The 20,935-nt window shown below is 53.0% G+C and carries 21 protein-coding genes and 1 pseudogene; 9 read left to right on the forward strand and 13 right to left on the reverse strand.

All coding sequences use genetic code 11. The annotated features are described in order from the left end of the window. Positions 1-255 precede the first annotated feature (255 nt). Positions 256-1,752 carry a C69 family dipeptidase gene (locus OGY10_RS23160; protein WP_032945412.1) on the forward strand — a complete coding sequence of 499 codons (1,497 nt, stop codon included), beginning with the start codon at positions 256-258 and terminating at the stop codon, positions 1,750-1,752. 36 nt (positions 1,753-1,788) lie between these two features. On the opposite strand, the gene OGY10_RS23165 is transcribed toward OGY10_RS23160, so the two are convergent. Then, positions 1,789-2,691 (reverse strand): LysR family transcriptional regulator, encoded by a 903-nt coding sequence (locus tag OGY10_RS23165; RefSeq protein ID WP_191226638.1) that lies wholly within the window; start codon positions 2,689-2,691, stop codon positions 1,789-1,791. A gap of 104 nt (positions 2,692-2,795) precedes the next feature. On the opposite strand from OGY10_RS23165, the gene OGY10_RS23170 reads away from it, so the two are divergent. Further along, positions 2,796-3,803 carry a zinc-binding alcohol dehydrogenase family protein gene (locus OGY10_RS23170; protein ID WP_060682985.1) on the forward strand — a complete coding sequence of 336 codons (1,008 nt, stop codon included), beginning with the start codon at positions 2,796-2,798 and terminating at the stop codon, positions 3,801-3,803. A gap of 16 nt (positions 3,804-3,819) precedes the next feature. Beyond that, positions 3,820-4,110 (forward strand): putative quinol monooxygenase, encoded by a 291-nt coding sequence (locus OGY10_RS23175; protein ID WP_162623446.1) that lies wholly within the window; start codon positions 3,820-3,822, stop codon positions 4,108-4,110. A 39-nt stretch (positions 4,111-4,149) separates the two neighbouring features. Here the strand turns inward: OGY10_RS23175 and OGY10_RS23180 are convergent, their stop codons facing one another. Then, on the reverse strand, positions 4,150-4,926 hold the full coding sequence (locus OGY10_RS23180) for an SDR family NAD(P)-dependent oxidoreductase (protein ID WP_048237032.1): 777 nt from the start codon (positions 4,924-4,926) through the stop codon (positions 4,150-4,152). Positions 4,927-5,072: 146 nt separating this feature from the next. Between OGY10_RS23180 and OGY10_RS23185 the strand changes: the two genes are divergently transcribed. After that, positions 5,073-6,017, forward strand: a complete 945-nt coding sequence (locus tag OGY10_RS23185) for a LysR substrate-binding domain-containing protein (protein ID WP_191227188.1) — start codon at positions 5,073-5,075, stop codon at positions 6,015-6,017. Positions 6,018-6,042: 25 nt separating this feature from the next. Continuing rightward, positions 6,043-6,945: a carboxylate/amino acid/amine transporter gene (locus tag OGY10_RS23190; protein ID WP_003827166.1), complete on the forward strand. Its 903-nt coding sequence runs from the start codon at positions 6,043-6,045 to the stop codon at positions 6,943-6,945. Between the two features lie 28 nt (positions 6,946-6,973). Here the strand turns inward: OGY10_RS23190 and nlpA are convergent, their stop codons facing one another. The 10 genes and pseudogenes from nlpA to OGY10_RS23240 all read right to left on the reverse strand — a co-directional run bounded on the left by nlpA (position 6,974) and on the right by OGY10_RS23240 (position 16,167). Further along, positions 6,974-7,792, reverse strand: a complete 819-nt coding sequence (gene nlpA / locus OGY10_RS23195; RefSeq protein WP_191226637.1) for a lipoprotein NlpA — start codon at positions 7,790-7,792, stop codon at positions 6,974-6,976. 123 nt (positions 7,793-7,915) lie between these two features. Further along, positions 7,916-8,242 (reverse strand): annotated as a pseudogene (locus OGY10_RS23200) (Rpn/YhgA-type helix-turn-helix domain-containing protein); the annotation flags it as partial. 100 nt (positions 8,243-8,342) lie between these two features. Continuing rightward, the gene (gene dagF, locus OGY10_RS23205; protein WP_191226636.1) at positions 8,343-9,086 is read right to left on the reverse strand and encodes a 2-dehydro-3-deoxy-phosphogluconate aldolase; all 744 of its coding nucleotides are present in this window, start codon (positions 9,084-9,086) and stop codon (positions 8,343-8,345) included. After that, entirely contained in the window at positions 9,073-10,182 is a 1,110-nt protein-coding gene (gene dgaE / locus OGY10_RS23210; RefSeq protein ID WP_191226635.1) for a D-glucosaminate-6-phosphate ammonia lyase, read from the reverse strand. Before dgaE ends, dagF begins: the two co-directional genes overlap by 14 nt. A gap of 3 nt (positions 10,183-10,185) precedes the next feature. Continuing rightward, positions 10,186-11,046: a PTS system mannose/fructose/sorbose family transporter subunit IID gene (locus OGY10_RS23215; RefSeq protein ID WP_005121522.1), complete on the reverse strand. Its 861-nt coding sequence runs from the start codon at positions 11,044-11,046 to the stop codon at positions 10,186-10,188. Then, complete coding sequence (locus OGY10_RS23220) at positions 11,043-11,792, reverse strand: PTS mannose/fructose/sorbose/N-acetylgalactosamine transporter subunit IIC (RefSeq protein WP_003023960.1); 750 nt, start codon at positions 11,790-11,792, stop codon at positions 11,043-11,045. Before OGY10_RS23220 ends, OGY10_RS23215 begins: the two co-directional genes overlap by 4 nt. Positions 11,793-11,817: 25 nt before the next feature. Beyond that, positions 11,818-12,303 carry a PTS sugar transporter subunit IIB gene (locus OGY10_RS23225; RefSeq protein ID WP_003023959.1) on the reverse strand — a complete coding sequence of 162 codons (486 nt, stop codon included), beginning with the start codon at positions 12,301-12,303 and terminating at the stop codon, positions 11,818-11,820. Positions 12,304-12,315: 12 nt separating this feature from the next. Then, positions 12,316-12,741: a PTS sugar transporter subunit IIA gene (locus tag OGY10_RS23230; protein ID WP_032945423.1), complete on the reverse strand. Its 426-nt coding sequence runs from the start codon at positions 12,739-12,741 to the stop codon at positions 12,316-12,318. Positions 12,742-12,861: 120 nt separating this feature from the next. Further along, positions 12,862-15,660, reverse strand: coding sequence for a transcriptional regulator DagR (dagR, locus tag OGY10_RS23235; RefSeq protein WP_191226634.1), 2,799 nt, complete (start codon positions 15,658-15,660; stop codon positions 12,862-12,864). A gap of 90 nt (positions 15,661-15,750) precedes the next feature. Then, positions 15,751-16,167: a GNAT family N-acetyltransferase gene (locus OGY10_RS23240; protein ID WP_032945427.1), complete on the reverse strand. Its 417-nt coding sequence runs from the start codon at positions 16,165-16,167 to the stop codon at positions 15,751-15,753. 130 nt (positions 16,168-16,297) lie between these two features. Between OGY10_RS23240 and OGY10_RS23245 the strand changes: the two genes are divergently transcribed. Continuing rightward, positions 16,298-16,591, forward strand: a complete 294-nt coding sequence (locus tag OGY10_RS23245) for a YicS family protein (protein ID WP_286577499.1) — start codon at positions 16,298-16,300, stop codon at positions 16,589-16,591. 37 nt (positions 16,592-16,628) lie between these two features. Here the strand turns inward: OGY10_RS23245 and OGY10_RS23250 are convergent, their stop codons facing one another. Continuing rightward, positions 16,629-17,576, reverse strand: a complete 948-nt coding sequence (locus tag OGY10_RS23250) for a LacI family DNA-binding transcriptional regulator (RefSeq protein ID WP_032941556.1) — start codon at positions 17,574-17,576, stop codon at positions 16,629-16,631. 292 nt (positions 17,577-17,868) lie between these two features. Between OGY10_RS23250 and OGY10_RS23255 the strand changes: the two genes are divergently transcribed. Genes OGY10_RS23255 through gmuD form a run of 3 tightly spaced genes read left to right on the forward strand, consistent with a single transcriptional unit; the run spans position 17,869 to position 20,930 of the window. Further along, complete coding sequence (locus OGY10_RS23255) at positions 17,869-18,183, forward strand: PTS sugar transporter subunit IIB (RefSeq protein WP_008786511.1); 315 nt, start codon at positions 17,869-17,871, stop codon at positions 18,181-18,183. 12 nt (positions 18,184-18,195) lie between these two features. Further along, positions 18,196-19,527 carry a PTS cellobiose transporter subunit IIC gene (locus OGY10_RS23260; RefSeq protein WP_008786512.1) on the forward strand — a complete coding sequence of 444 codons (1,332 nt, stop codon included), beginning with the start codon at positions 18,196-18,198 and terminating at the stop codon, positions 19,525-19,527. A gap of 20 nt (positions 19,528-19,547) precedes the next feature. Further along, a complete protein-coding gene (gmuD, locus tag OGY10_RS23265) occupies positions 19,548-20,930 on the forward strand; it encodes a 6-phospho-beta-glucosidase GmuD (protein ID WP_267458523.1) in 1,383 nt (460 codons plus the stop codon). Positions 20,931-20,935: the final 5 nt, after the last annotated feature.

The following is a 20,935-nucleotide window of genomic DNA, read 5'->3' on the forward strand; positions in this document are numbered from 1 at the left end:
CACATAACCCATTGCTATTCTTCATCGCGAATCAGGAAACATCCTGAATATCATAATATCCGTTGCGTAATAATTAAGCGAAATGGGCGTTATATTTTGCCCAGAAGACTTCAACCTACGGATGGATATTTGGAGAAGACGTGGGCAGGGGCGTTTATCTCTCTCGCGAGCAATGTCTGAGCGTTCAGGCGTTATCGCATTTCAGGAAACGGTGTGTTTCCGGTGTATTTTTGGCGTACATATGAGGGATACGTAATGTTTACTTTTAAAAAGTGCCTGATTGCACTTTCTATAAATTTGGCCGTTGTTTCATCAGGTTTTGCTTGTACGACCCTGCTGGTCGGCAACGAAGCATCAGCGGACGGCTCCATGCTGGTCGCCCGTAGCGCAGACAGCGATGCCCTGAAAGCACAGCATTTTGTCATTCATCCGGCAAAGCAAAATCAGACCGGGGTATACAGCACCAAAGCACATAATGGTGCGAATGATTTTACCTGGCCACTGCCGAAAAACTCTCTGCGTTATACCACTGTCCCAAACTGGAAAACCCAACTGCACGGCGCGACCGGATTTAACGAACTGGGTGTCGGCGTGAGCGGTACAGAATCCATTTTTGCCTCACCGAAAGCACTGGCCGCCGACCCGTACGTTGAGGATAAAGGGATCACCGAAGACGATATCCCGGATATTCTGCTGTCACAAAGTAAAACCGCACGTGAAGCTGTGGCGCTGTTGGGCCATATCGTTGAGACCGTCGGCGCAGGCGAAGGTTTTGGCGTTGCCGTCGTCGACGATAACGAGATCTGGTACCTGGAAACCGGTAGCGGCCACCAGTGGATGGCGCAGCGTCTGCCGAATAACCAGTATTTTGCCACCGGTAATCAGGGCCGCTTACAGGATTACGATCCTAAAAGTCCGGACATGATGGCGTCAAAAAACCTGATTCAATTTGCGACTGAAAAAGGGCTGTACGATCCGGCGAAAGACGGTAAATTCAACTTCTCCAAAGCCTATACCCGTGATGACGAGCGTGACCGCACGTATAACGACCCTCGCGTATGGACCATCCAGAAAGAGTTCAATCCTTCCGTAAATCAGGATATGGCCAAAGGGCGCGAATTCCCGGTCTTCATGACGCCAGAGAAGAAAATGACGCTGGACGATGTGAAAGCCGTGTTGCGTAGTCACTATGAAGGGACCAGCCATGACCCGTACACCAACGGTCTGAACGGCAAAGAGCCATGGCGTCCGGTCAGCGTTTTCCGTACCTATGAAGCGCACGTTATGCAGGTCCGTCCGTGGTTGCCAAAAGAGATTGGTGAAACGACCTACATTGGCCTGGGCATGGCTGACCTCACCGCCTTCGTTCCGTACTACAGCGGTCTGAAAGCGTATCCGGCTAACTACACGATGGGTACCGATAAAGCGGACGATCAGTCTATCTACTGGAAATATCGTAAATTACAAACGCTGACGATGACCGATTATCCGAAGCTCGCGCCAATCGTCAAAAAAGCCTACAAAGCGTGGGAAGACAAAGTGGCGAAGGAGCAAAAAGAGGTCGAAGCAGAGTATCTGAAGATGGCGAAAACCGATAAACCCGCCGCGGATAAGATGCTGAATGACTTCAACCTGCGCATCATGGCCGACGCCGAGAAGCTGACGGAAGATCTAACCAATCAGCTATTTACCATCCGTACTAAAGACATTCAGTCTGATATTTTCTTTGCGAATGCAACGAAAAAAGACTGAGTAACGACGCGATAGTATTCTGGCGTAAAGCGCTTATTAGCTTTGCGCCAGCATTTCACACCGCGCCTTCACCGCCTCGTGCAGAAGGCGTACCGCGGTTGAAAGCTGCTTCCGATGCGGGCAAATCATATTCAGCGGGACTTTCTCTCCCTGATAATCCGGCATCAGCAGTTGTAATCGACCGTCACGCACATCCTCGCTGACATCCAGCCACGACTTGTACGCCACACCTTCTCCGGCAATCGCCAGGCGCCGGATCACTTCCGCATCGTCACTCATAATAGTGCCGTTAACCTGCACACTACTGACCTCGCCGTTGCGCGTAAACGTCCAGCGATCGTGCAGGCGGCCGCGTAATACGAAGGTCATGGCGTTGAGCTGTGTTAAATCATCCAGTTTTTGCGGCGCGCCGTTTTGCTCAACCCATTCCGGTGATGCCACCAGCACGCGTCGGTTACCCGCTGCAACGGGCAGCGCAATGTAAGACGCGTCTTCGGTGTTGCCATAGCGAAACGCAACATCGACGGGGTCTTTAAAGACATCCGTTACCTGGTCGGAGAAAAAAATCCGCAGGCGCAGCGCGGGATAGCGGCGTCGAAACGACTGAAAGACCGGCAGCAGCAGGTTACGACCGAGATCGGAAGGCACGGCGATTTGCAGCGTGCCAGAAACTTCATCTTCCGGAGTCCGAATTTTTTGCAGCCCGGCATGCATTACGTCCAGCATCTGGCGGGCATAGGGTAACCAGACTTCACCTTCTGGCGTCAGGCGCAGGCTGCGCGTGGAGCGAGCGAACAAGCGGATAGCCAACGTAGACTCCAGGCGCTTGATAGCTGAACTGACCTGAGCAGGCTGAACGCCGACTTCGCGCGCAGCATCACTAAAACTATTCAGCGCCGCGGCGCGGACAAACAACGTGAGATCTTCAAGCCGGAACATTTTCACTCCCCGAGTATAAGTCCTGTCGCCATAGGGCTATTTTTCCCGTTCTGTTACCGGTTTACCATCGAATTATTCAACTGATTCCTGTGACCGGAGCTAATATGAAAGCCATCGCCATTACCCGCGCCGCGACCGACGGCAATAACATTGAATTTTTACAAGAGATTGACCTGCCCATGCCAGTTGCTACCGGGCACGATCTTCTGGTTGAAGTGAAAGCCATTTCCGTCAACCCCGTTGATACCAAGGTCCGCGAAGGTTTTAACGCTGATGTGCCGCGCGTACTGGGCTGGGACGCCGTTGGCGTGGTGAAGTCCGTGGGCGAAGCCGTCACCCTGTTCGCACCCGGCGATGAAGTCTGGTACGCCGGAGCGTTGGGCCGCGCTGGCAGTAACAGTGAATTTCAGCTGGTTGATGAACGTATTACCGCGCTGAAGCCAAAAACACTGGATAATGCTTCTGCTGCGGCGCTGCCACTAACCGCTATCACCGCCTGGGAAATGCTGTTCGACCGTCTGGGCGTTGAGGAAAATGGCAATGAAGATGATGTGTTATTGATTGTTGGCGCGGCTGGCGGCGTCGGTTCTATTCTGACACAACTGGCCAGTAAGCTGACCAAAATGACCGTCATCGGTACCGCATCACGTCCGCAGAGCCAGAAATGGGTACGTGAAGCGGGCGCTCATCATGTGATTGACCACAGCAAGCCGTTGACGGAAGAGCTGGCACGGATAGGCATTAAAGAGGTGACGCACGTTGCCAGCCTGAACAATACCGAGCAGCACTATTCGCAAATTATTGCCGCACTGGCGCCGCAGGGCAAACTGGCGCTGATTGACGATCCTCAATCTCTCGATGCGCGCCCGCTGAAGGCCAAAAGCATTTCGCTGCACTGGGAGTTTATGTTTACCCGTTCGATGTTTACCACCCACGACATCATTGCGCAGCATCAGTTACTGACCCGCGTGGCGCAGCTGATCGACGACAGCACCCTCCGTACCACGCTGGGCGAACATTTTGGCGCGATTACCGCGGCAAATCTGCAAAAAGCCCACACGCAAATTGAAACCGGTCGCTCGGTCGGCAAGATTGTGCTGGAGGGGTTTTAACATGTCTGATTCTGACGTGATTTCAATTATTGCGGTACTGAAAGCCAAACCGGGGAAAATCGACGCACTGAAACAGGCGCTACAAGCTCTGCTGCTGCCCACGCGCCGGGAGCCGGGCAATATTGAATATGCCCTGTTCCAGTTACGCGACACGCCGGATGTGTTCTACGTGCGTGAATCCTGGCGCGGTCAGGCCGGTCTGGATGAGCATATCGCTCTGCCACATTTCCAGGCGTTCATTCTACAAATGAACGATCTGCTAGCCGAACCGCTACGGCTGGATTATCTGACGCCGATTGAGCCTTAATGTCTCGACGCGCCCCCGCAGCTATGCGGGGGCTTTACATCAGCCATTGCGTCCGGCCATAACACCGCCATCCACATCCCAGATGGCGCCAGTTACCCATTGCGCTTTGTCTGACAACAGGAACGCGACGGATTCAGCCACATCACGCGGCGTACCAACCCGACCAATCGGATGGAAGCTGTCAAAGCTACTCATCACACCTTGTACGTCTTCTTTCGGGATAAATCCTTCGTAGATAGGTGTATGCACGACTGCTGGCGAAACGGCATTGACGCGGATCCCATTCGCCCCCAGCTCGATGGCCAGATTTTTAGTTAATGCATGCAGGCCCGCTTTTGCCATTGAGTACGCTGAAGAAGGTGTTGCGCCAATTGCTTGTTGCGCCCACATCGAACCAATATTCACAATGGCACCCTGGATGTTAGCCGCCACCATATTACGCACGACATCGCGGGTGATAAAAAACGTCGCGCGGTTGAGGCTCATGTACAGTTCATAATCTTCAACTTCATGATCAGTGAAAGGTTTTGGGAAGAAAACCCCAGCTGCATTTACTAACAGGTTGATGTCTTTGTGCTCAGCATTCACCGTTGCCATCACCTGCTTAACGCCCGCTTCTGACATCAGATCCGCCACAATGACAGAGACGTCACCCAGTTCCGCCAACGCCTGACGGGCCCGTTCCGCTTTCTCGGCACGATTGCCAACCAGCACCACTCGACCACCACCCTGGAGGATCAGTTTTGCGGTTTCAAATCCGATACCACTGGTACCGCCCACCACTAACAGTTTTTTGCCGACAAATAATGTGTTCATCGCTAGCCTCGTTTCACGTATTCGTTAATGCGCTAACAATGCCACTCCCCTGAGGCGCTGACGAATGAGAAGAAATAGCTAACCGAGAAAGAAAATCTATCTCGATGGCATATACTGAAGATATTCACAAAACGGGAAATGACCTGATGCGCTCGCTTAATCGACTTAAATGGTTACACGCTTTTGAGGCCACAGCCCGCCACGGCAGTTTTACTGGTGCGGCGCAGGAACTGGGGGTCACTCCGGCTGCCGTTGGGCAACTGGTTCGTGCGCTGGAAGACTGGGTTGGCCACCCGCTGCTGCATCGAACCCGTTCAGGCAAAGAGCGTCTCACGCTGGTCAGCGAAGCACAGGACGCGTTGCGCGAGATAACCCAGGGACTGGATAGCCTGGAATCCGGGCTGAACAAGTTACGCGGCCGACGGGCGCGCTCGGTGGTGATTATCACGGCCTCTCAGGTACTGGTGATGAACTGGCTGATGAGCCGCCTCAATCGTTTCTCACAAGCGCATGAAAACATAGAATTACGCTTGAACGTGACGGAAAAGCTGATGGATGTTGCTCATGGCGAAGCGGATCTGGGCGTACGTTGCGGTAAAGGCGACTGGCCTGGGGTAAATAAAACCTGGCTGATGGATGAAGAAGCGGTTCTGGTTTGTAGCCCACGTATTGTGCCAGTAGATAAAATATCCTGTGGAGAATGGTTGGCCGCACAGAAGCTTATCCATGATGACACTCCCCACCCCGGCGCCAATTTCCCGGGCTGGAATGATGTCCTGACCGCCACCCAGGCACCTGCCGTTCGCGACAGTGGATTGCACATCAACTCTACCTCTGCAGTGATTCTGGCGGCACTCAGCGGTCAAGGTGTCGCCATTGTGCGTAGGGCATTGGTGCAGCAGCTACTGACAGACGGACAACTGGTTCAGCTTCATCCCAACACCCGCTGGCCTCTGGCGTGGTCTTACTACATTGTTACGCCACAGCACGCGGTAATACGCCCGGAGGTAAAAGTCTTTAATGACTGGCTGATTGCGGATGTGCTGGCAGAAATCACAACCATCTCTGCTATGATGCCTGCACACAAATAAAACAAAACAACATGCCGAGGGAAAGATGAGTTCCACCAGAAGAGGGATGATGAACGTCCTGATTGCCGCCGTATTGTGGGGAAGTTCAGGCGTTTGCGCGCAATACATCATGGAGCAAAGCCAGATGTCGTCGCAGTTTCTGACCATGACGCGCCTGATTTTCGCCGGGCTCATTCTGCTGATGCTCTCTTTCGTTCACGGCGACAAAGTGTTCTCCATTATCAAAAACCGCAAAGACGCCATCAGCCTGCTGATTTTTTCCGTGGTTGGGGCGCTCACCGTACAGCTAACTTTTCTGCTGACTATTGAAAAATCCAACGCCGCTACCGCGACGGTGCTGCAATTTTTGTCACCGACCATAATCGTGGCGTGGTTTTCCGTGGTGCGCAAAGCACGACCGGGGATTTTAGTGCTGACTGCGATCTTCACATCGCTTATCGGCACCTTCTTGCTGGTCACCCACGGTAACCCGACGTCGCTGTCTATCTCACCTGCCGCGCTGTTCTGGGGAATTGCCTCGGCGTTTGCCGCCGCGTTCTACACCACCTACCCCTCAACGCTTATCGCGCGCTACGGCACGCTGCCGGTCGTCGGCTGGAGTATGTTAATCGGCGGCATGATCCTGCTGCCGTTTTATGCCGGACAGGGCACTAATTTCGTGGTGAATGGCAGTTTGATTCTGGCGTTTTTCTATCTGGTGGTCATCGGCACGTCGCTGACGTTTAGCCTGTACCTGAAAGGCGCGCAGATGATTGGCGGACCGAAAGCGAGCATTTTAAGCTGCGCGGAACCGTTGAGCAGCGCGTTGCTGTCCCTGCTGCTGTTAGGTATTACCTTTACCCTGCCAGACTGGCTGGGCACGCTTTTGATCCTCTCTTCGGTAATACTTATCTCAATGGACTCACGTCGCCGCGCCAGAGCGGTTTAACACCAACCGGCGCGGCAAAAGGTTATGATTACCAGCCCGGAACCGCGCCACCGTTAAAGATAGTTTCTGCCGCCTTCGCCACTTCAGGTGACTGATAAGATTGCAGGAACTCTTTCACATTCTCGGCATCTTTGTTGTCTTCTCGCGCCACCAGAATGTTCACATACGGTGAGTTTTTGTCTTCAATAAATACGCTGTCATGTACCGGGGAAAGCCCGGTTTGCTGGATGTAGGTGGTACTGATAATCGCCACATCCACTTTCTGATCGTCCAGCACACGCGGCAACTGCGCACCTTCCAGTTCCATAATTTTCAGATGCCGCGGATTATCAGTAATATCCAACGCTGTTGGCAGCAGGCCGGTATCCGCTTTCAGCGTAATTAACTTCTCTTTTTGCAGCAGCAACAGCGCCCGGCCCAGGTTGGTTGGATCGTTAGGTATCGCAATCGTTGCACCGTCTTTTAGTTCAGCGACCGTTTTGATTTTCTTCGAATAACCAGCCATCGGGAACACAAAGGTATTGCCCACTGCGACCAGCTTATAGCCGTGTGCTTTATTATCTTGTTCAAGGAACGGGCGATGCTGGAAGACGTTGGCATCCAGCTCACCATGATTGGTGGCATCGTTGGGCAACAGAGAACCGCTAAAACCCATCAGTTCCACCTCCAGACCATATTTTTCTTTAGCGACTTTCTTCGCGACCTCCGCTACATCCTGCTCAGCACCGTTAATTACACCCACTTTGATATGCTTTGCATCGCTGCTCTGTTGATCGCATCCTGCCAGCAATAATCCCGCCAGTAATACCGCCGCCCCGGCCCCGAAATAAGGTATCTTCAGCTTCACGTTTTATCCTTTTGCAATAACCGCCTGATGAGTAATGAAATGACTATAGCGGGAAGGCCGCTGCGGTTTAAAAAACGAAAAAGCATCAGCAAGAAGAAAAAAGCATAATGGGGCTAAGATAAATTAGTCGGAAGATACCGTTAGTTCATCAATTGCAAGACCGGTAATGATTAGCACCAGTTCACGATCGATCCCCTTCTCAAGCATGGCATGGGCTATCCGCAACGCTTCGTCCTTTTTGCCCTCGCGTTTGCCTTCGAGTTTGCCCTCTAGCAACCCTGTCCTTCGCCCCGACTCACGTAAGCATTCTGCAATCGTCATTAATCTCTCCTTATGCTGGGGAACGCGCAGAGCAACCTCTCGAATAAACGCCTCAAAACGCGGTGCGCTGCCAGACTGCGCCAGGTAATTAAATAGCGTTTCTACCTGACTGTCATTAGCGTGTCCTTTATATACGTCAAAATGCCCGATAGCGCTTACGCTGACCGGGCTGGTGACATGAGGTTATCTGTAGGCCGGATAAGCGAAGTGCCATCCGGCGATAGCAACATCACACCAGGGCTTTGACTATCTCCATCAGCCTGATGACATCTGCAGGCCGGGTATTACCGGTCTGTGGGTCGATAATCGAGCTGTAAACATGCGGCATGACGCGCGGTACTCCCGCCTCCAGACAGGATTGCAGGATAACGCCGAAGTTATCGAGATCGATACCGCCGGTCGGTTCAATCAGCGTCATGCCGTTTCGTGCTGCAGTCGTCGCCAGTGCGTATAGCTCAGGCAGCGACTGTTCACCGCCCATTGGGAAGAACTTCGCCGCATGGGCTCCTGAATCCAACATCATACGGACCGCTGCCTCGCAGGAAACGCGGGCTGGCGTGCCTTGGTTGCTTCTGACGCCGGTCGAGATCAACACGTCCCCCGGCGTGCCAGTGGGACTGACTAACGCGTTGATATGGGTCTGTTCACCGCCCGTTGCCGCCAAGGCGCCTGCCGCAAACCCGCAACCGGTAAAGGTCTGGTTGACGTGTGCTGGATGTACCTGTGAGGCAATCATCGCCGCTTTGTAATACTGCGCCGGGTCACCGGCCCCCAACCCCACAGAAATCGACGGCACGTCGTTCATCCAACGTTTTACTTCCAGAACCCCTTCCTCAACCGAGGAAAACTGCGCCGAAAGAATGCCAATCACCGCGTGGCCTTCGGCAGCATCATAGATTTCCCGCGCATTGGCGATATCCTTCGCCAGCACGTTAATAGCCACTTTATTACGATAAAAATTAATGTGCTGCATGTTCTGCAATCTCCTTTAATCGGGCCACGATCAGCGCCATTTCCCCTTCTGCGACCGTACGCGGGTCAAGACTAAAGACGCCCTGATGAAGGTTGTAACGGCGAGCGTAGATCGCGATATCGCCCTCACGCAGGTGCGCTTCTACAGCGTAAGCATCCATTCCCAGCACCTGTGCGTTCACCCGAATACGAATCCGCCAGATGGCGCGTCCGGCCTCATCCTGCTCTATATCCGCATCCAGTCCGCGAATCTCTGAAATCGCCTGCGCCACAGGGCGGAGCTCTTCGGCAGTGACTACGGTTTGTCCCTGATGGTAGTTTTCCAGGGCATACACCAACCCAACCATATTCTCTTTGCCGATTTTCATCGCCCGGGCAATCCCGTGGTGCTGCGCTTTACACGCGGCAATCCACTGTTTCTTCCCGGTGATAAATCCGGAGGTCGGCGCGTTAAAAGCTTTTGCCCCGCTGTAGACCACCATATCCGCCCCGCTCGCCACCCATGCGTGTAAATCCTCCTCGGCGGCAGCATCGACAATCAGCGGCAGGTTGTGAACCTGCGCGATCTGCACAAAATCCGCAATGCTCAACATCCCCTTCTGCACGCAGTGGTGCGATTTCACGTACAGCAGCGCGGCGGTGCTATCGGTAATCGCGCTCTCCAGCTGCCAGCGGGCCGCCAGATTACTTGAGCCAACCTCCACCACCCTCCCGCCGCCCAAACGGATGGCGCTGGTGATAGGCGCACCGTAGTCAACGTTATGCCCGCGCAGCATGACCACTTCATTGGCCATACCTGCGCTGTCCGGCATCAGCGAGACTCGCGCCTGGTCACCACGGGTAATGGCGGCGGCAACAGCGATAGCAATGCCCGCCGATGCACAGGAGGTGACATAGCTGTCTTCAGCCCCGGTGTAGCGGGAAACCAGTTCTCCAGTTCTGTCCACCAGCCGATCAATTTCAACAAAGGCTGAAGCAGCCCGCGCGGTGGCCTGCATTACTTGCGGCGCTACGCTGGAAACCCCCAGAATCGTCATCTTGCCGCAGGCGTTAATGACCTGTTTTAGCCCCAATTGTTGGTAGATATTCTGTGTCATGGCTTACAGCACTCCCAGCAGCGAACAGACCACGCTGAGCGCGACAATCGACAGTAAAATCGTGGTGTAACGCGGCCCTTTCTTCACCAGATAGAAATAGATGGCGAACACCGCCGCCAGCGGCAACAGGCCGGGGGCAATAGAGTCGAGGATTTGCTGGACCACCACTTCAGAGCCTTTCAGGGCGCTAAGTTTTAACGGCGTGGTGATCTTGACGTAGCTTGCAGAAAGCGCCCCCATCATGATCAAACCCAGCACGTTAGCGCCGTAGATAAGTTCCTTTATTCGCCCTCCCTGCAGCAGCCCAATTATCGAGTCACGCCCCAGCGTATAGCCTTTGTGAACCATGCCATAGCTGATTGCCAGCGTAATAGCAGGATAGAGAATTAACGGTACAATTCCGCCCATCGCGCTGCCATTCGCCGCAAACGGGATGAATATAGCAATTAACAGCGGCATCACGGCGGCCCAGATGATGGAGTCCCCCATCCCGGCCAGTGGTCCCATCAGCCCGGTTTTAATCCCGGTAATTGAGGCGTCGCTGATCGGCTCGCCGCGGGTTTTCTGTTCCTCCATCGCAATGGAGATCCCCTGAATCACCGCCCCGAACGTCTGCTCCGAGTTGAAGAAGTTCAAATGGCGTTTCAGCGCTTCAACCTGCTCCTCTTTTTGCGGGTAGAGTTTTTTGATGATCGGCGTCATTGAGGCGCAGAAAATAAGGCTTTGCAAACGTTCATAGGAGCTGGAAACTTCCGCGCCTAGCCAGTAGATAAACCAGGCTTTGGTGATGTCTGCTTTGGTCAACGTGCCGCTTTCACGCGCGCGCTCCACCAGTTCATGCTGCATTACATCGCTGCTCATCATGCTGCTCCTTCATTTTTCGCCAGACCTTTAATGAGGAAGGCCACACAGGTACCAAAGATTGCCATCGCCATGATGTCTACCTTCAGGTACAGCACCGCAAAGAAACCGCCGATAAACCATGGCAGCAGGCTCTTTTTACCGATCACCATAATGGTGATGGCGAAGCCCAGCGCCGGCAGAATGCCGCCCATAATTTCAAAGGAGTGCGTCAGCCAATGCGGCATCAGCTTAAGGAAGCTTTCCACAACGTCCTGACCAAAATAGTTGGCGGCGAAGACCACCGGGAAACGCAGTACCAGTCCGAGCAACGCCGGGTAGAGGAACGCACAGCGCATAATGCCCGCCATGTTTGCCGTTTCCGCATGCTTGTCGGCCATATGTACCCATGCCGCGTTTAGCGTGCGGCGCAACTGGTCGAGGAACACGCCGATAACGCCAAACGGGATCGCCAGTGCGATAGCCAGGTTCGGGTCCATTCCGGCCTTCACGGCGATAGGAATTGAAATGCAGGCAGCCAGCGCCGGATCCGACGGGACGTTGCCGCCTGGCGTGGAGGTCACGCCGAGATAAACCAGCTGCATACCTGCACCGATGATCATCGCCGTTTCCATGTTGCCTAACAGCAGACCAACGAATACGGCAATCACCACTGGCTGTAGCAGCATGGCGGAGAAGGTGTAGCCAAGGCGTAATCGGGCAAACCAGTAATACAACCCCATTAGGCTTGCGAAGACTAAAGTATCCATAATTAAGTACCCTGTTATCAAAGAATTAGAATTTTTTCAGGATATCGTCCAGCGACTGAGGCTTATCTTCCGGGATAGTCTGGAAGAACACCTGAATCCCACGATTTTTCAGGTCGCTCAGAATGCCGACGTCTTTTTCATCCAGCGTAATGTTCTGGAATACCGCTTTGCGGTTTGGCCCACCGCCCAGCCCACCGACCTGAATGGTGGTGACATCAAAACCCAACTGGACCGCTTCCTGAACCGCCGCCAGAGAGGGGAACAGCACCAGAACCTTGCCGTCACCAAGCTGGTTTTCTTTCCATGCGGCGGCAAAACTCTGGTTACCAAAGCAATCCACTTTGATGTTCGGCGGCGCTGCCATCAGGTAGATGTTTTTCATAAACGGATCGGCATCCAGCTCATCGCTGACCACTGCAATCCGGTTTGCCTGAGATTGCCCAACCCATTTGGTCACCACTTGTCCATGAATCAGACGGCTATCGATACGACATAAAACGATGTTTGCCATGATGTTTATTCCTTATTGTGATTGTTGTAATTGACGTACGTGGGCAACAACGTCCAGGCAGCTACTACGCCCGGCCTCGACCAGATCGGCCACGCAGGTGGTCAATTGGCCATGCTCGCGTTTGTCGAGCGCCTCCAGTAACAAAGAGGCATTGAGCCCTGAAATCACTGCCACCGGGTAATCGGCGCTCAGCCGTGCCGCCACGTTAGACGTGGTGCCGCCAATAAAATCAGTCAGGATCAGTGAGCCTTCCGGCATAGTTTTCACTACGGCTTCGACGCGCTGATAAAATTCGCCGAGCGTATCAACGGGCATTAGCGGAATTTCCGTCACGCCTTTGATTTCGCCCATCACCATGCGCAGGCTGTTGCAAAGCTGTTGCCCCCAGCCGCCATGGGTCAGCAGCAGGATCTGGGGCAAGGATTCAGTGGTAGTCAAAATGGCCTCCTGGCTCGATTACATAGACATAGGTAAACAGAGCAAAGGCTGTGCCAGAATTTGTGTCACGCGGGGGAGTTATGGATGCCGACGGGGCGCAAAGCCCCGCAAGTCTTGGGATTAGCTATACAGCAGTTCGTAGATATAAAAATATTCCGCGTCCGATAAGCGAATGGCATAGGCCTCTTCGATCGGCAGGAAAGCAGATTTAATGACACTAAACGCACGAACATCCAGATCCGGCTTGTTCTCCAGCGCCATCTGTAACGGTTTGCGGTTAATCACGATACGCTCGACCATACAGCAGCAATGGATCAGGAAGCGCAGTGTCACCTGACGGCTCGGTTTGAGCGACAGCGCAGCGGTCAGATGATTCAGCACGCCTTCCATCTCTTTCAGAATACGCTGCGGGTTGAGCACCGAAATATGGTTAATGATGCTCTCCATAGTCAACGCGCTGATAAAGCGCATCGCGCTACGCTCCATCTCCAGTCGGCGTTCGCTGCTGGAGAGATCTGGCGTCAGCAGGCTGAGCACCAGCTCAGGGCCTTGCTCAGAGAACAACTCCTCGAGCGAGATAAACGGAATATCCGGCAGTCCTGGCTGGAAAGTACCCACTATGCCCGCCAGACGTTCACTGGCGTTAATCGCCTGCTGAACACGCTCCAGGCTGCGAACTTCGTTGTAATCGAGGATCACCATCCGTGTATCCTGCGACATCAACTCACCGAAGCTCTCTTCCAGCACCTTTTTGATTTTTTCTGCTGTTCCCATCCCGGTGATGCACGAAATGACCAGCACTTTACCGCTGTTTTCCTGCTGTGGCGTACAGAGCTGACAGGGAATATTTTTGCTCTGCATCAACGCCGCCAGTTGCGGCAAGTCGCTGGTTTCGTAGCTTAAATCCAACCCTATTTCCAGCAGACTGGTGAGCGTGATGTTGGGCATCAGCAGAACGTCTATCTGGAATAATTTGCTGATCGTACTGCCAAAATGGACCAGCGAGCCAATATCCACCATCAGGATCAATCGGCGATACTGCCGGGTTTGGATCATCTGTGTCAGAGCTTCCAGCGTGTCATGCACTGACTGCTCGAAAGGCATATCGATAGCGCTGAACACCTCGCGCTCCAGCACGCGATTCACGTACTGCGCCTGGCTTGTGGCGGTCGTCGCGCCATGGGCAATCAAAATCACCCCGCAGTCAGGACTGGCGTCTATCCGTTGGCGGTAATGGCGACACTCTTTGAGGAACAGGCACAGCCAGACCACCTCCGTCGCCGGACACTGAATATGCAGCAGTTCATTGATTTTTCGGCATAACAGCGTGGCGTTTTCGTATTCATCTTTGCAGCGATCGAGGATCAGGCTGGAAGAATAAAGTTGCGGAATAAGGCCGCGCTGCACGTAGCCAATCAGCGCCAGAAAGTGTTTGCGCAGCGGGTTAACCAGATTTTCTGGCAGCGTAAAACCAAGCACCTGCTCAACGCAGCCGATCAGCAGCGTAACTCGCTCTTCAATCTGATCGCCATAGCGCGGGGGATGCGCCACACTGTCGCGGCTGTAGAGACCGTATTCAAAAATCGAGCTGAGTTTGTTTTTGAGGATTGCCAGCGTTTCAGCAGGTGGTACGTTGCTGTTACGCAGGTTGATATATTCCCGGGTCAGGAAGCTGTAAAAGAGATCGCTCTCTTCAATTTCGGCTCCGGTGGCCAGCGAATTTTTCAGTGCCGGCAACGTGCGGGCATCGATGCTCAGGTGCTCTTTGCCTTCGAACAGCGCTCCAACCAACAGACGTTGTTCCGGTGTGGCATTAAAGGGGATCTCGGTCAGACGTTTATCCAGCTGTAGCGTATCGCTGTGCTCCGTCATTCCCGAGGCCCAGGCCTGGGCGCAGAGAAACTGAATATCGCTCTTGAGCTGACCAATATTGCCTTCCAGCGGCTTGTTCAGCAGCCAGAGCAGCAGGGGACGGTCGATGCTTATCGTACGCTCGATTTTGCGGCTCTCACGCTGTAAGAAACCAACGATCAGCTCAACCTGCTCTTCCACCGAACGCTGGCGAATGCCGGGGAGATCGATACATACCTGAATACGTCGCTGGAAAGTGCGCAGCAACGCCGAACTTACCGGTTCGGTGGTCGCACATATCAGGCGAACCGAGATTGAACGCGCCACGGCGCTGGAACCCAGCGGCCGGTATTCACCTTTGTCGAGAATAGAGAACAGCTTTTCCTGACCTTCATACGGCAGACGATGCACTTCATCGAGCAGGAGATAGCCGCCATCAGCCTGTTCAACCAGACCGGGTTTATTCTCGTTTGCACCGGTAAACGCTCCCTGTCGATGACCAAACAGGTGCGATGAGAGCAGCTCCGGGTTATGCGCGTATTCCGCGCAGTTGAAATAGACCAGCGGTGGAGGTGTTCCCGGTGCACGTTCGCAGGCGAAACGGTGCATCAGTTCGGCAAAAAAGGTTTTACCCACGCCGGAGGGACCGGTCAGCAGAACATGTAGCCCGTGGGGATACAGCACCGCCGCGCGGCCTTTTTCCACCGCATCGCGCAGGCTGCGATCGTAACCAATCAGGCTGGAAAAGGGATCGTCTGTCGCCTGGTTTTCCTGAACAGGCAACAGGTCGGCAACGGTTTGCACTTCTCGCTCGGACTCATCCAGTTTGCGCCCCAGCAGCGTTTCAATCGCCTGACGATGCAGAAAGAATACCGGGCGCCCACGGCTTTTAATCGCCAGGCCGTCGTTCCAGAGCTGATTGAGATCTTTACTGACCGAGTTGCGCGCCAGCCCGAGGTTGAAGCCGATGGCCTCCGCCGTGAACGCCGTTTCCTGCGCCAGATGGGCAAGATTCAGTCCTCGCGTCAGCCGTTCCAGCTCTCCCAGTATTATCTCAATCCGTCTCATCTCTTTACCGCTTAAGAAATAAATGATTGTTCAGAACATACACTATTCTGCTGCGCAAGAAAGTGAGGCGGCATCCAGACCTTCCGGTCATCAAAACGTTTTCGACAAATAATGGCGCGCGGAACCGGTTTCCGGGAAGTTATCGAGGGTCATTTGCAGCTGATAGCCGTTTTTCTGATAAAACGGCAGCGCCTGGAAACTCATGGTATCCACCAGCGCATGCAGGCATCCTCTCTCACGCGCCGTCTGTTCTGCGGCCTGCATCAATTTTGTGCCGTAACCACCTTTACGCAGCGAGTCATGCATCCACAGAAAATCAATGCACAGCCATTCGCCTTTGATTTTGCCGATCAGCCCACCCAGAATGTCATTGCGCTCATCGCGCCAGTACACCGCCAGGTCGCCAAAATTGGTGGTTCTCAGAAACTGCCGATTGTAAGCGCGCAATCCGGCAAGCAGGGCATCTTGATCGTCTTCGGTAATCGTATCTGTAATCTGTATTTTCATCCTATCCTCCTGAAATAACTACAACTTCTGGCTGATTTATTTTTAGACATTAACACAGGGTGATGAGTGAGTCGTATGCCGTCTACACTTACTCTTGAGATGATGCGCATAGACAACAAGGATTATTATCATGAAACGAGTCATTTTTCCGATTATTGCCGTCCTTTTCACGCTACCCGGTCTGGCATATGCCGACTCGGCTTATGGCAGTCTGCAGGCTGTACACGAAAAGAATACTGTTATGAAGGATTTACGTAAGATTTGCACCCCGCAAGGGTCGCCATCTGATGAGGTGTGGGAAAAAACGATTATGGCTGATACGCGTAATCAGCAGCACATCCGCGAAGCCATTCTGGCAATTCAAAGAAACAATCAAAACAACTACTGGGAAGCGCTTGGCAAAGTTGAATGCCCGGATTTATAGGCGTGAAGCGAAATAGCCCCACGCCAGAGGGAAAGCGTTAACGCTGAGGAATAATTAAGTCGCCGCGCAGCACGTACGACCCCAGCACGCTCTGGGTTTTCTCGTTAAGCCAACTGACGATCCGCGCCGCCATGGCGTCCATGGAATATTCAATCGCCGGGATCGTAGGGATTCCCGGCAGATGCAGCGAACCGGCCAGGCTAAAGACCATAATGTCTTGCGGTACTGATTTATTAAACGCCTGCAACTGCGGGATCACCCGCTGTGCCTGCTGTTCATCCGCCACCAGCAGCGCGTTAAAATTCAGCGTGGACGCGTTGTTCAGCAGCTCCTGCAAGGCCACTGACGATGACGTTGCAGCCATAAATACCAGGTTACGGTTAAACGGCAGGAAGTTTTTTTCCAGCGCGTGTTTATAGCCCAACAGCACCTGATCGGAGAAACCCATCCCGTCCGGATGAATTAAAGCAATCTGGCGTCGGTTCTGACTTATCAGGTAGTTACAGGCGGTTTCGGTAGCGAACTCATGATCGAACTGGATGCTGTTGACGTCATCGCCGGAATCCAGACAATCCACCAGAATGACATTCTCCTGATTGATGTTCAGCGGAAAACGTGCGCCAATAATCAGGACGTCATCGCACAAGCCGCAGCTTAATTCATCAAGAGCGCTCATGACTTCCGCTTTGGTATTGGCAAAACGCAGCAGCAGGTGCTTTTGATGCTGGCTAAGATGCTTTTCCAGCGCGTAGAGATAACCCGTGGTCTGATTAATGTTGTCCTGCGCGCATATCACGCCGATACAGCCCGTAGACTGGCTGAGTAGCGACTGCGCAATCACGTTAGGACGATAATTGAGTTCATCCACCGCTTTCAACACGGCGAGGCGGCTGGCCTCTTTTACGCCACGCGATCCGCTCAACACGCGTGACACAGTGGCTTTTGACACGCCAGCCAAACGCGATACATCGTTGATAGTAGACATCATTCTCCCCTGACAGGACCCGCCTGGCCCTTTCCATCCTGAATTTAACATTGGCTCAAATAATCGCCATCCGCAGTATAGCTGTTTCCGTTTTTCATGGAAACCGATTTTCCATTTGGACTCAAAAAGAGATCTTCACAGCTAATTTCGTGAGCTAAATCCAAATAATTAGCCTTATAAGAATAAGATCTTGATGGCCGTCACAGTTCTGTTTTCCATGAATGGAAACCGGTTTCCGTATGATATCAAATCAGACTCGCAATAAGTTTTTACATTTAAAGGATGGTTCACTATGTTCAGGATTATGTTGTGTTGTTCGGCAGGGATGTCCACCAGCTTGCTGGTTCGCAAAATGGTTGAAGAGGCAGAGTCTCGCGGATTGCCTGTGAAGATTGAGGCCTACGGCGTTTCCGAATTTGACATTCAGTTTCCAAATTACCAGGTGGTGCTACTCGGCCCCCAGGTAAAGTACATGCTTAATACGCTCTCCGAAAAGGCTGCCACCCAGGGTATACCCGTAAAAGCCATAGATATGATGGATTACGGTATGCAACGCGGTGACAAAGTGCTGGATTATGCTCTGTCGCTGATTGAAGCGACACACTAGAAAGGTGTCATTATGAGTTCGTTATATCAGTCAATGGTTGCCGTCATTGAACAATCCATCACCCCGCTCGCTGGCAAGTTAGGGCAGCAGAAGTATGTGATTGCAATTCGTGACGGTTTTACTGCGGCGCTGCCGTTTATGATCATCGGCTCCTTCATGCTGGTGTTTATTTTTCCGCCGTTCTCTGCCGATACCACCAACAGCTTTGCCCGGGGCTGGCTCGATTTCTCGGCAACTTATCGTGAACAGCTGATGCTGCCGTTTAACCTCAGCATGGGTGTTATGACGTTCTTTATCTCCGTGGGCATTGGTGCCAGCCTGGGCCGTCAGTTTAACCTCGATCCGGTGATGTCTGGCCTGCTGGCCTTTATGGCGTTTTTACTGGTTGCTGCGCCCTATGCCGACGGTAAAATCTCGACGCAGTATCTTTCCGGTCAGGGTATCTTTACCGCCCTCATCACCGCCATTTACTCCACCCGCATATATGCATGGCTGAAGCAGAATAACGTGACAATCCGCCTGCCGAAGGAAGTCCCGACCGGCGTCGCGCGTTCATTCGAGATCCTCATTCCGGTACTGGTGGTGATTGCGACCCTGCATCCGCTGAACCTGTTTATCGAAGCACAAACCGGGATGATCATCCCGCAGGCGATTATGCACCTGCTGGAGCCGCTGGTTTCCGCTTCTGACTCACTGCCCGCTATTCTGCTTTCTGTGCTGTTGTGCCAGATTTTCTGGTTTGCCGGCATTCACGGCTCATTGATCGTAACCGGCATCATGAACCCATTCTGGATGGCGAACCTGTCCGCTAACCAGGCCGCTCTGGCAGCGGGCGCTGCGCTGCCCCATGTCTATCTGCAAGGTTTCTGGGATCACTACCTGCTGATTGGCGGCGTCGGTTCAACTTTACCGCTGGCATTCCTGCTGCTGCGCAGTCGCGTCGCCCATCTGCGTACTATCGGCAAAATGGGAATTGTGCCTAGTTTCTTTAATATCAATGAGCCTATTCTGTTTGGTGCGCCAATCATCATGAACCCGATGTTGTTCATCCCGTTTGTCTGCGTCCCGCTGGTTAACGCCGTGCTGGCCTATAGCGCCACCAAACTCGGCTGGCTGGCACAGGTTGTTTCACTGACGCCGTGGACTACGCCTGCGCCAATCGGTGCTTCCTGGGCCGCAAACTGGGCATTAAGTCCGGTGGTGATGTGCTTTATCTGTATGGCGATGTCAGCGCTGATGTACCTTCCATTCCTGCGTGCTTACGAACGTTCTTTGCTGAAAACCGAAGAGCAAAAAGCACAGGATGCCGTCTCCGTGGCGAACGCTGCCCGTAGCAACTCATAATGAATCAAGGAGTCAGAACAATGAGATACCGTTTTCCTGAAAACTTCTGGTGGGGCAGTGCCTGCTCAGCGCTGCAAACCGAAGGGGATAGCCTGAACGGCGGCAAAAGCCAGACCACGTGGGACGTGTGGTTCGACCGTCAGCCAGGTCGTTTCCATCAGGGAGTTGGCCCGGCAACTACCTCGACCTTTTATCAGCACTGGAAACAGGACATCGCACTGCTCAAACAGCTGAAGCACAACAGCTTCCGTACGTCTCTGAGCTGGTCGCGCCTGATTCCGGACGGTACCGGCGAGGTTAATCCTGAAGCCGTCGAGTTCTATAACAACGTCATCGACGAGCTGCTGGCACAAGGCATTACGCCATTTATCACCCTGTTTCATTTCGACATGCCGATGGTGATGCAGGAGAAAGGTGGCTGGGAAAACCGTGAAGTGGTCGAGGCGTTTGGCCGCTATGCACAAACGTGTTTTACATTGTTCGGCAACCGGGTTAAGCACTGGTTTACCTTTAACGAGCCAATTGTCCCGGTTGAAGGCGGCTATCTGTATGACTTCCATTACCCTAATGTGGTGGATTTCAAACGTGCAGCCACCGTGGCGTATCACACCGTACTGGCGCATTCGACGGCGGTTCGGGCATATCGTGCCGCAAACCATGACGGTGAAATCGGCGTGGTGCTGAATTTAACGCCTTCCTACCCGCGCTCACAAAATCCGGCGGATGTAAAAGCCGCACACTATGCGGATCTGCTGTTTAACCGCAGCTTCCTCGACCCGGTGCTGAAGGGTGAATATCCGGCGGATCTGGTTGAGCTGCTGAAGGAGTATGATCAATTACCAACATGTCAGCCAGGCGACAGCCAGTTAATCGCCGAGGGCAAAATCGACCTGCTCGGCATCAACTACTATCAGCCGCGTCGCGTGAAATGTCGTGATAGCGCCGTCAACCCGGATGCACCGTTTATGCCGGAGTGGCTGTTTGATTATTACGAAATGCCGGGGCGGAAAATGAACCCCTACCGTGGCTGGGAAATTTATGAGCCGGGTATTTACGATATTATTACCAATCTGCGTGATAATTATGGCAACCCGCGCTGTTTTATTTCTGAAAACGGTATGGGTGTCGAGAATGAGCAGCGTTTTATTCAGCAAGAGCAAATCAACGACAGCTACCGTATTGAATTTGTCTCTGATCATCTTAAATGGCTACATAAAGGAATTAGCGAAGGCTGTAATTGTCTTGGCTACCATATGTGGACCTTTATTGATAACTGGTCATGGCTTAACGGCTATAAAAACCGCTACGGTTTTGTTCAGTTAGATTTAGCAACGCAAAAACGTACGGTGAAAAAAAGCGGCGAATGGTTTGCCCAGACCGCCGAAAATAACGGATTCGATTAGGAAGA

This window comes from Citrobacter sp. Cpo148, assembly GCF_030332375.1.
Classification (GTDB): Bacteria; Pseudomonadota; Gammaproteobacteria; order Enterobacterales; family Enterobacteriaceae; genus Citrobacter; species Citrobacter portucalensis.